Annotated in this window: 11 protein-coding genes; 5 read left to right on the forward strand and 6 right to left on the reverse strand. The window is 69.1% G+C overall.

Translation table 11 applies throughout. The features are described 5' to 3' along the window. Positions 1 to 68: 68 nt before the first annotated feature. Complete coding sequence (gene nosZ / locus AAG895_RS02660) at positions 69 to 2,018, reverse strand: TAT-dependent nitrous-oxide reductase (protein ID WP_345794019.1); 1,950 nt, start codon at positions 2,016 to 2,018, stop codon at positions 69 to 71. Between the two features lie 214 nt (positions 2,019 to 2,232). Between nosZ and AAG895_RS02665 the strand changes: the two genes are divergently transcribed. Together AAG895_RS02665 and AAG895_RS02670 are read left to right on the forward strand one after the other, a co-directional pair. Then, entirely contained in the window at positions 2,233 to 3,576 is a 1,344-nt protein-coding gene (locus AAG895_RS02665; protein WP_345794020.1) for an ATP-binding protein, read from the forward strand. Continuing rightward, entirely contained in the window at positions 3,573 to 4,115 is a 543-nt protein-coding gene (locus AAG895_RS02670; protein ID WP_345794021.1) for a response regulator transcription factor, read from the forward strand. The genes AAG895_RS02665 and AAG895_RS02670 overlap by 4 nt, the downstream gene beginning before the upstream one ends. 54 nt (positions 4,116 to 4,169) lie before the next feature. Here the strand turns inward: AAG895_RS02670 and trxC are convergent, their stop codons facing one another. Then, positions 4,170 to 4,607, reverse strand: a complete 438-nt coding sequence (trxC, locus tag AAG895_RS02675; RefSeq protein WP_345794022.1) for a thioredoxin TrxC — start codon at positions 4,605 to 4,607, stop codon at positions 4,170 to 4,172. A 196-nt stretch (positions 4,608 to 4,803) separates the two neighbouring features. Here trxC and AAG895_RS02680 point away from each other — a divergent pair, with 196 nt between their 5' ends. Beyond that, entirely contained in the window at positions 4,804 to 5,391 is a 588-nt protein-coding gene (locus tag AAG895_RS02680; protein WP_345794023.1) for an NAD(P)H-dependent oxidoreductase, read from the forward strand. 13 nt (positions 5,392 to 5,404) lie between these two features. Here the strand turns inward: AAG895_RS02680 and AAG895_RS02685 are convergent, their stop codons facing one another. Beyond that, positions 5,405 to 5,752: a DUF1840 domain-containing protein gene (locus AAG895_RS02685; RefSeq protein ID WP_345794024.1), complete on the reverse strand. Its 348-nt coding sequence runs from the start codon at positions 5,750 to 5,752 to the stop codon at positions 5,405 to 5,407. Between the two features lie 15 nt (positions 5,753 to 5,767). Then, the gene (locus AAG895_RS02690; protein ID WP_345794025.1) at positions 5,768 to 6,325 is read right to left on the reverse strand and encodes a hypoxanthine-guanine phosphoribosyltransferase; all 558 of its coding nucleotides are present in this window, start codon (positions 6,323 to 6,325) and stop codon (positions 5,768 to 5,770) included. A gap of 197 nt (positions 6,326 to 6,522) precedes the next feature. Between AAG895_RS02690 and upp the strand changes: the two genes are divergently transcribed. Beyond that, a complete protein-coding gene (gene upp, locus AAG895_RS02695) occupies positions 6,523 to 7,155 on the forward strand; it encodes a uracil phosphoribosyltransferase (protein WP_345794026.1) in 633 nt (210 codons plus the stop codon). Between the two features lie 105 nt (positions 7,156 to 7,260). After that, positions 7,261 to 8,508: a uracil-xanthine permease family protein gene (locus AAG895_RS02700; protein WP_345794027.1), complete on the forward strand. Its 1,248-nt coding sequence runs from the start codon at positions 7,261 to 7,263 to the stop codon at positions 8,506 to 8,508. Here the strand turns inward: AAG895_RS02700 and AAG895_RS02705 are convergent. Beyond that, the gene (locus AAG895_RS02705) at positions 8,441 to 8,842 is read right to left on the reverse strand and encodes a YqjK family protein (RefSeq protein WP_345794028.1); all 402 of its coding nucleotides are present in this window, start codon (positions 8,840 to 8,842) and stop codon (positions 8,441 to 8,443) included. The two genes, AAG895_RS02700 and AAG895_RS02705, sit on opposite strands and share 68 nt — an antisense overlap. A gap of 13 nt (positions 8,843 to 8,855) precedes the next feature. Continuing rightward, positions 8,856 to 9,248 carry a phage holin family protein gene (locus AAG895_RS02710; protein WP_345794029.1) on the reverse strand — a complete coding sequence of 131 codons (393 nt, stop codon included), beginning with the start codon at positions 9,246 to 9,248 and terminating at the stop codon, positions 8,856 to 8,858. Positions 9,249 to 9,250 lie beyond the last annotated feature (2 nt).

Raw genomic sequence — 9,250 nt, forward strand, 5'->3', positions numbered from 1 at the left:
CTGAATGACGAGCCCGTAAAAGCGACAGGGGGCCGCAGCCCCCTGTCGTTCCTCATGCTATGTCGAGGTCATGCTTCGACGATCATGCGGCTGCGCATCTCGAGGTGCAGCGCATGGCAGAAGTGGGTGCAGTAGCACCAGAACACCCCCGGCTTGTCGGCCTTGAAGGTGACCGACTTGGTCTCCTGCGGGTTGCAGATGAAGTTGACGTTGTACTTCGGAATGGCGAAGCCGTGCGTCAGGTCCTCGATCTTGTCGAGGTTGGTCAGAATGATGGTGACCTCGTCGCCGAGCTTGAGCTTGAACTCGCGCGGCTCGAAGGCGGGCGCCAGCGAGGTGATCTTCACGGTGACCTTGTTGCCGTCGCGGAACACGCCGGCTTCCTTCGAGTCCTTCACCGCGAGCGGGAATTCGTCGATGTTGTACACCTGCTTGGGCTGCAGCAGCTCGCGCTTGAAGATGATGAAGTCGTGCGGCTCGGGGCGAACCGGGTGATCCGCGACCAGCACCATCTTCTCGCCCGAGATGTCGACGAACTGCTCGGTTTCGGCGTGCAGCGGGCCGACCGGCAGGAAGCGGTCCTTCGAGAACTTGCAGCCCACGCACAGCCACTTGCCGTCGGCGAACATGGTCTCCGACTGCGAGGCGTTGATGTGGCCCGGCTGGTAATGCACGTCGAGGCGGTCGACCACGTATTGCGCGTTCTTGTCGCCGGCGTGGAACTTGATTGCGGCGTCCACATTCCATTTAACGATCTGGCTGTCGAGGAACAGCGTGGTGTAGGCGTTGCCGCGACCGTCGAAGGCGGTGTGCAGCGGGCCGAGGCCGATCTCGACCTCGGCGACGATGGCCTTGTCGAGGTCGTCGAGCTTGCCGTCGAACCATTCGAGCACCTTCGCGAGCTCGATCACGGTGGCGGTGGGCGACAGCTTGCCGGCGCAGATGAAGTACTTGCCGTCGGGGCTGGCGTTCACGCCATGCGGGTTCTTCGGCACGGTCACGTAGGCCACCAGCGCGGTCTTCGGGTCGGCGTTCGAGGCCTTGGTGCCATCGACCACCGGCACCTTGGAGGCGCCGAAGGTGGTGAACTTGCCGTCCTTCACCGCCTGCTCGATGCGGGCGATGTTGAAGAAGATGCAGGCGTCGCGTTCGGCCGACATCATGCCTTCGTAGTGGTAGCCGCCCTCGGTGTTGTACTGGTTCGAAGCCGCGAGCTTGCCATCGTACGAGGTGGCGACGAGGTCGCAGTTGCCGTCGATCAGCACCTGCCAGCGCACTTCCATGGTCTCGGCGTCGACGCAGCTGAAGAGCGCGCGGTATTTCTCCGGCGAGTCGATGTCGCGGCCGTCGTTGGGCAGCGGGGTGTGGAACTCGGCGCCGCAGAACACGCGGGTGGTGTAGTTGATCGCGGGATCGACCGGGTCGCGCTTGTCCGGGAAGATGCCGTGAAAGCCCTGCACGTTGGGCAGCTCGGTGATCTTGTCGCACACCAGGTAGTCGAGGCGGATGCGGGCGATGCGGCTGTTGATCTTGTCGTTGATCCAGGCGTAGCGGCCGTCGTAGTTGCCATCCTTGTAGGAGGCATGGGTGTGGTGGGTGTCGCCCACCGTATAGCGCAGGCTGCCGTCGGGCTTGGTGCCCATGACCGCCTTCGACTCATTGGTGACGCCCCAGCCGACCAGCGCGTCGGGGACGAAGCAGGGCACGCGGTGCAGCTCGCGGCCGGAGGGCAGGCCGAGGACGCGGAAGTCGCCGGTGTGGCCGCCGCTCCAGAAGCCATAGTAGGTGTCGAGTTCGCCCGGCTTCAGGTGCACCGAGCTGTGCTCTGCGCTCGCCGCCACGGCGGGCGCGGGGGCCGCCGCAGGCGCGGCGGCGGGCGCGGGGGTTTCCTTGTTGCACGCCGACAGGCCGACGGACAGGCCGGCACCAGCCAGGCCGGCCAGCGCCGCGGTATTGAAGAACTTGCGGCGGCTCGGGTCGGGCATGGCGTCGACCGGATTCATTTTTGCGTCATTCATGGTGCTTGCTCCCGTAGGCTGGTGTGATCGATTCCCACAGGACCGGCTGCGCGCCTGGGCGCCCCTCGCGCTGGCTGTCGATGCGTGCCGGCGACCTGTGACAATGTGTCCTGTGACGTTTTGTCGCACCTGGATTCTAGGAAGCGGGCGTCCGCAAAACCTTGACATAAGGCAAAGTTGCAAGCTTGCCGAATCACCCCCACTCCGGTCCGTCATGAACTCCAAGCAGCGCGCAGCGGATGCCGAGGCATCCCTTTCCGACAGCCCGCCGGCGGCGGCGATGCCCACGGCCGCACTGAGCGCGGTGCGTACCGATCGCAGCCGGCTGTTGCAGCTGCGCTGGGTTTCGCTCGGCGCCATGGCGCTGATGAGCCTGGTGGTGTTCCCGTGGCTGGCGCCATCGCAGCCGGTGGCGCCGCTCGCCGGGGTGACGCTGTGCCTGCTCGCGGTGAACCTGGCCCTGCTCGGCGGCGTGGCGCGCTGGCTGGTCGGGCGCTGGGGCGCCTTCCTGCAGCTCGTGGTCGACCTGACGGCATGGGCCGCCTTCCTCTACTTCGCCGGCGGCGTCACCAACCCGGCGATCTCGCTGCTGCTGCCGGTGGTCGCGGTGGGGGCGTCGATCCTTCCGGCGGCGCAGGCCTGGCTGCTGGCGGGGCTTGCCGTGATCGCCTATTCGCTGCTGTGGCGCTTCCATCTGCCGGTGCATCTGGCCGACGGCGAGCAGGCCAACTACTGGCACCTTGCGGGCATGTGGATCAGTTTCGCCTTTGCGGCGACGACGGTGGTGTGGTTCATCGTGCGGCTCAACAGCGAACTGGCGCGCCGCGACGAAGAGCTGGCTGCGCTCAATGCCGCGCGTGCGCGGGACGCCTACGTGGTGGGCTTGGGCAAGCTCGCCGCCGGGGCCGCGCACCGCCTCGGCACCCCGCTCGGCACCCTGCGCATCCTGACGGACGAGCTCGCCTCCCGCGCCGAACTGCCTGCCGACGTCCACGAGGACCTGGCCCTGATGCGTGCGCAGGTCGAGCAGTGCCGCGACATCCTCAACGGTCTCGCGCGCGAGGCTGGCCAGCAGCGGGCCGAGGGTGGCGGGGCGGTCGATGCGCCGGCGTGGGCGCGCGCGGTCGCCGAGCGCTGGCGGCGCCTGCGGCCGGGGGCGAGGTTGGAGATTCCGGACGCGGCGGCCGCCCTCGGCGCGGTCATCGTCGCCGATGCCTCGCTCGGCGAGGCCCTGCACAACCTGATCGACAACGCCGCCAATGCCAACGCGCGCAGCGGGCGGCAGGACGCTGCGGTCGAGCTGGATGTGGAAGCGGGGGCCGGCGCGGAGGCAGGGATGATCGTGATCGCGGTGAGCGATCGGGGGCCGGGGCTCGAGCCTGCGCGCGCCGAGGCTGCCCGCCACGCGCCCCTCGGCGCCCACGCCCAGGGCATGGGGGTAGGGCTGATGCTGGCGCACGCCGCGATCGAGCACCACGGCGGCCGCCTGGAGTTCCGTTCCCGGTCCGGCGGTGGCACGATTGCGCGCATGCTGATTCCCCGACAGGACGCCCGATGACCGTCGACAACGCCCCCTGCCTGCTGGTCGTCGATGACGACCCGGCGTTCAACAAGGTGCTGGCGCGCGCGCTCGGCCAGCGCGGCTTCGACACCTACGGCGCCACCGACGGCGAAGCTGCGCTGGAGCTGGCGCGCGACCACGAACCCGAGTTCGTCGTGCTCGACCTCAACATCGGCGGCGAGTCGGGACTGAAGCTGATACGGCCGCTGCTCGACGCCAGTCCCGGTGCGCGCATCCTGGTGCTGACCGGCTACGCCAGCATCGCCACCGCAGTCGATGCGGTGAAGCTCGGCGCGATCCAGTACCTCGCCAAGCCGGCCGACGTCGACAGCATCGTGCGCGCGCTGCGTGCCGATGAGGTCGTGCTCGAGGACCGCGTGCCCGATGCGCCGATGTCGGTGGACCGGCTCGAGTGGGAGCACATCCAGCGCGTGCTCGCCGAGCACGACGGCAACATCTCGGCGACCGCGCGCGCGCTGCAGATGCACCGACGCACCTTGCAGCGCAAGCTGGCGCGGCCGCCGGCTGGCGCATGAGCACGAGCCCTGGAAGGCCGGCTGCCAGCGCTTGAACGACGCAGCCTCCGCCGCTCAGCCGAGCTGGGTGCGCACCCAGCGCACGATGTCTGCCGCGCCCATCGCGCCGGCCTGGCGCGCGAGCTCGCGGCCGCCGCGGAACAGCGCCAGGGTCGGGATGCTGCGGATGCCGAAGCGCCCGGCCAGCGCCGGGTGGGCCTCGGTGTCGAGCTTGGCGAGCCGTACCTGCGGCTCGAGCATGCCGGCAGCCTGGGCGAAGGCGGGCGCCATCATCCGGCAGGGGCCGCACCAGGGCGCCCAGAAGTCGACCAGCACCGGGATGTCGCTACGGCCGATGTGGCGCTCGAAGCTCGCGGCGTCGAGCTCGACCGGGTGGGCGGTGAACAGCGCCTGGCCGCACTGACCGCAATTCGGTGCGTCGGCGAGGCGGGCGGTGGGGACGCGATTGACCGCGTTGCAGTGCGGGCAGACCAGGTGCAGGGCGTCGGGCATGGCAGGCTCCGGTAATTTCGGATTTTCCTGATATTGCGGCGCGGACGAGGGTTTCAAGGCCTCCATGCGGTCCTGCGTGGCGTGCCCGCATGGTCGGGATCGGCGCCGGTATCGGGACTGCTGCGTCACGATGGCCTGCGACATCGCGCGGTCGGGCGGATAATGGCGGGGTTTCCAGACCAAAGGAGCAGCGTCAATGAACCAGCCCCGAATCGTGGTGGTGGCCGGCAGCCGCCGGCGCGAGGCCTTGTCCAGACGGGTGGCGCAGGCCTGTGCGCTGGCCGTGCGCAATGCCGGTGCGGAGGTGGAATCGATCGACCTCGACGACTACCCGGCACCGCTCTACGACGGCGACCTCGAGGCCGACTCCGGCCTGCCCGAGCCCGTCGTGCGCCTGCAGCGCCTGCTGCATGCGAGCGACGGCCTGCTGGTGGTCAATCCCGAGTACAACGGCTCGATCACGCCCCTGCTCAAGAACACGCTCGACTGGTGCTCGCGGCCCAACCCCGCCGACCCCGAGCGCTCCGGCGGCAAGGTGTATGCCGGGCGCGCCGCGGCGGTGGTGGGAAGCTCGCCGGGCGCGCTCGGCGGCATGCGGGTGCTGTTCCATGTGCGCGACATTCTCGGCTACCTGGGCATGCAGGTCATCCCGCAGCAGCTCGCGGTGGCGAAGGCGGGCGAGGCGGTGGGGGACGATGCGCGCCTGCGCGACGCCGCGCAGCAGGACATGCTCGACAAGCTTGCCGCCGCGCTGGTCGACAGCGCGCGCCGCCTGCGCAGCTGAGCGTACGGCGGGTTCAGACGCCCCAGACGACCGGCGTTTCCTCGCGCAGCGACTCTTCCATCATGCTCAGCAGCGGCCAGGCGCGCTGGGCGAGGCCGACCGGCGCCGCCATGCCGGTGCGGCCGGCTTCCTTGTCGGCAGCCTCGTCGGCTTCGGTGCGCTGGCGCTCGAGCTCGGCCTGGCGGGCGCGGTCTTCCTCGATCGCGGCCTTGAGGCGGGCGATCGCTTCGGGGAGTTGCTGGGCGGTGATGATGCCCTGCGCGTTGTGCGGATCCTTGCCGAGGATGGCGATCAGCTTCTTCGCGGAATCGCCGAGCATGATGACGTCGGCACTGGCGTGGGACTTGAAGGTGACGAGCATTTCCTGGCCTCCTGGTTACAGACCCTTGACGGCGTAGATGCCGGGCGCGTTGCGCCAGTAGCCCTTGTAGTCCATCCCGCAGCCGAACAGGAAGCGGTCGGGGATGTCGAGGCCGGAGAAGTCGGCGCGCATGCCCGGCGTGGCCTTGCGATCGTGCAGCTTGTGCACCAGCACTGCGGACAGCACCTCGGCAGCGCCCTCTTCCTTGAGGTGCTCGATGATCGCCTTGAGCGTGTGGCCCTCGTCGAGGATGTCGTCCAGCACCAGCACCGTGCGTCCGCGCAGGTCCTGGGTCGGACGCACGCGCCAGTCGAGCAGGGTGCCCTGGATCGCGTGGCCGTAGCGGCTGGCGTGCAGGTAGGCGACCTCGAGCGGGAAGGGCAGGCGCGGCAGGATGCGGCCGGCGAGGATCAGGCCGCCGTTCATCACCGCATAGACGAGCGGGTTGGCGTCGGCGAGGCGGGCGGTGATCTCGGCCGCCATGCGGTCCAGGGCCGCTTCCACGGTGGCGGCGTCGGCGAGGCAGTCGGCCTCCTCGCGGGCGCGGCGGACTTCTTCCATATTGAGGGACATGTCGATGGACTGCGGGCGCTTGCCCGGGGCGTTTTCGGACGCGTCATTCTAGCGCCGATCCCGCGCCGGCGGCGGCTCCGGGGGCGTGCGCCGGGCTGACGGATGGCGCGGCGCGCGCGCTGTGGTTTGTGCGCTTGTGCGCGGACGGGCGGCGCGGTAAAAGGTGCGGGTCTTCCTCCTGCCGCCCGGAATCCGCCATGCCCATCCACGAAATCCGCCACCCGCTCGTGCGCCACAAGATCGGCCTGATGCGCGAGGGCGACATCAGCACCAAGAAGTTCCGCGAGCTCACCGCCGAGATCGCGCGCCTGCTCGCCTACGAGGCGTGCAAGGACTTCCCGCTCGAGACGGTCGAGATCCAGGGCTGGGCGGGGCCGGTCGAGATCGAGCAGATCAAGGGCAAGAAGGTCACCGTCGTACCGATCCTGCGCGCCGGCCTGGGCATGCTCGACGGCGTGCTCGACATGGTGCCGAGCGCCAAGGTCAGCGTGGTCGGCATCGCGCGCGACGAGGAGACGCTGCAGCCGGTGCCCTATTTCGAGAAGTTCGTCGGCCAGCTGAACGAACGCATGGCGCTGATCATCGATCCGATGCTGGCCACCGGCGGCTCGATGGTCGCCACCGTCGACATGCTCAAGCGCAAGGGCTGCAGCCAAGTGCGCGCGCTGGTGCTGGTGGCGGCGCCCGAGGGCATCGCGCTGATGGGCGAGAAGCACCCCGACGTCGACATCTACACCGCGAGCGTCGACAGCCACCTCAACGAGCACGGCTACATCATCCCAGGCCTGGGCGATGCCGGAGACAAGATCTTCGGCACCCGGCACAACTGATCTCCGCGGCCGGCTGCGGCCGCCCTTCATCCGCGTTTCATCCATAACGACAACCATGCCGGGTGTCGCCGCACTCCCGCGGCACAGCCTGGCGGAGAACGACCCATGCGTGAAATCCCCATCCAGTCGTCCGAGCCGGTGTGGCGGCAGGCGATCTCGGGCGCCCAGATCCTCTTCGTCGCCTTCGGCGCGCTGGTGCTGGTGCCATTGCTCACCGGGCTGAATCCCTCTCTCGCGCTGCTCGGCGCCGGGGTCGGCACGCTGCTGTTCCAGCTCATCACCGGGCGCCAGGTGCCGATTTTCCTCGGCTCGAGCTTCGCCTTCATCGCGCCGATCATCTTCAGCATCCAGACCTGGGGCATTCCGGCGACCATGGGGGCGCTCGCCTGCGTGTCGCTGATGTATTTCGTCTTCGCCGGCCTGGTGTGGAAGCATGGCGCCGAGATCGTGCACCGCTACATGCCGCCGGTGGTGGTGGGGCCGATCATCATGATCATCGGCCTGTCGCTCGCCGCGGTGGGCGTCAACATGGCGATGGGGCGCAGCGGCGACGGCAAGATCGAGCTCGTGCCCTATGCGACCGCGCTCACCGTGGCGGGGATTTCCTTCGGTACGACGGTGCTGGTGGCGGTGTTCGCGCGTGGCTTCCTGAAGCTGGTGCCCATCCTGTGCGGGGTGGGCGCGGGCTACTTGGCGGCGATCCTGTTCGGGCTGGTGGATTTCGCCGCGGTGGGTGCGGCGCCCTGGTTCGTGCTGCCGCAGTTCGTCACCCCGAGCTTCGAACTCGCGGCCATCCTCTTCATGCTGCCGGTGGCGCTGGCGCCTGCGATCGAGCACGTCGGCGACGTGCTCGCGATCGGCGGCGTGACCGGCAAGGACTACACCGAGAAGCCCGGCCTGCACCGCACCCTGGCCGGCGACGGCGCCGGCGTGCTGTTCGCCGGCCTGATCGGCGGGCCGCCGATCACCACCTATTCCGAGGTCACCGGCGCGGTCACGCTGACCAAGAACTACAACCCGGCGATCATGACGTGGGCGGCGGTGCTGGCGGTGATCCTCGCCTTCTTCGGCAAGTTCAATGCGCTGCTGGCCTCGATCCCGGTGCCGGTGATGGGCGGCATCATGATGCTGATGTTCGGCTCGGTGGCGGCAGTGGGCCTCAACACCCTGATCAAGGCGCGGGTCGACCTCGAGGAACCGCGCAACCTCGTCATCGTGTCCGCGGTGCTCGTGATGGGGATCGGCGGGCTGGCGCTGAACTTCGACGGCCTCACCCTGCAGGGCGTCAGCCTGTGCGGCGTCGTCGCGGTGCTGCTGAACCTGATCCTTCCGAAGCCTCGAGGCGGCGCCTGAGCAGCGCGAGCAGTCCCCGCAGCAGCGGCACCGCGGTGGGGAGCAGCGCCGAAAGCTTGCCGCCGCGCATCTGGCGCACGACCAGCCAGCCCACCCAGGCACGCTTGGCGAGGCGCAGCGTCAGCCGCGGTTTTGCGGCGAGCACGACGAGCAGCGCGACCGACAGCACCGGCACCTTGTCCTTCGCCCAGGCGAGCTGATCGCGCAGGGAGTCGACGCGATCGAGTGCGCCGTCTATACCCGCCAGCCGGCGGCCGATGTCGGCGCGCTGGGTCTCTGCCCGAAGTTGCAGCCTCTGCTTGCGCAATGCGAGTTCGACGTGGCGGGCGTCCATGCGCGGGGTGCCTTCAGTCGGGCTTTTTCAGGGCGTCGCGATCGCGCGCGAGCTCGGCGAGGCTGGCCGAGAACAGCTTCGTGCCGCTGCGGAAGGCGCGCGCCGCGTTGCGCGCGGCGAGCAGCCCGCCGCCCAGGCAGATCGCGGTCGCGAGACCGAGCGCGAGCAGGCGGTGCTCTTCCCAGAACAGCACGGTCAGGAAGATCATCAGGAACACCAGCCCGAAGCCGAGCAGCAGCCCGGCCAGCACGGTGTTGAGCGCGAGGCCGGCGAGGCGGAGCTTCTCCTCCTGAAGCTCGACTGCGAGCAGTTCGAGCCGCGTCTGCACCGTCTGCAGGCCGGCATCGACGATGCCGTGCAGGCTTTCGGCCAGACGCGGTCTGGGCGCCCTGGGGTCGGCGCTCATCG

This window comes from Thauera sp. JM12B12, from assembly GCF_039614725.1.
GTDB lineage: Bacteria > Pseudomonadota > Gammaproteobacteria > Burkholderiales > Rhodocyclaceae > Thauera.

Excerpts from the sequence above, each read along its gene's own strand:
- nosZ (WP_345794019.1), bottom strand. The coding sequence starts at position 2,018 with ATGAATGACGCAAAAATGAATCCGGTCGACGCCATGCCCGACCCGAGC.
- AAG895_RS02665 (WP_345794020.1), top strand. The coding sequence starts at position 2,233 with ATGAACTCCAAGCAGCGCGCAGCGGATGCCGAGGCATCCCTTTCCGAC.
- AAG895_RS02670 (WP_345794021.1), top strand. The coding sequence starts at position 3,573 with ATGACCGTCGACAACGCCCCCTGCCTGCTGGTCGTCGATGACGACCCG.
- trxC (WP_345794022.1), bottom strand. The coding sequence starts at position 4,607 with ATGCCCGACGCCCTGCACCTGGTCTGCCCGCACTGCAACGCGGTCAAT.
- AAG895_RS02680 (WP_345794023.1), top strand. The coding sequence starts at position 4,804 with ATGAACCAGCCCCGAATCGTGGTGGTGGCCGGCAGCCGCCGGCGCGAG.
- AAG895_RS02685 (WP_345794024.1), bottom strand. The coding sequence starts at position 5,752 with ATGCTCGTCACCTTCAAGTCCCACGCCAGTGCCGACGTCATCATGCTC.
- AAG895_RS02690 (WP_345794025.1), bottom strand. The coding sequence starts at position 6,325 with ATGTCCCTCAATATGGAAGAAGTCCGCCGCGCCCGCGAGGAGGCCGAC.
- upp (WP_345794026.1), top strand. The coding sequence starts at position 6,523 with ATGCCCATCCACGAAATCCGCCACCCGCTCGTGCGCCACAAGATCGGC.
- AAG895_RS02700 (WP_345794027.1), top strand. The coding sequence starts at position 7,261 with ATGCGTGAAATCCCCATCCAGTCGTCCGAGCCGGTGTGGCGGCAGGCG.
- AAG895_RS02705 (WP_345794028.1), bottom strand. The coding sequence starts at position 8,842 with ATGGACGCCCGCCACGTCGAACTCGCATTGCGCAAGCAGAGGCTGCAA.
- AAG895_RS02710 (WP_345794029.1), bottom strand. The coding sequence starts at position 9,248 with ATGAGCGCCGACCCCAGGGCGCCCAGACCGCGTCTGGCCGAAAGCCTG.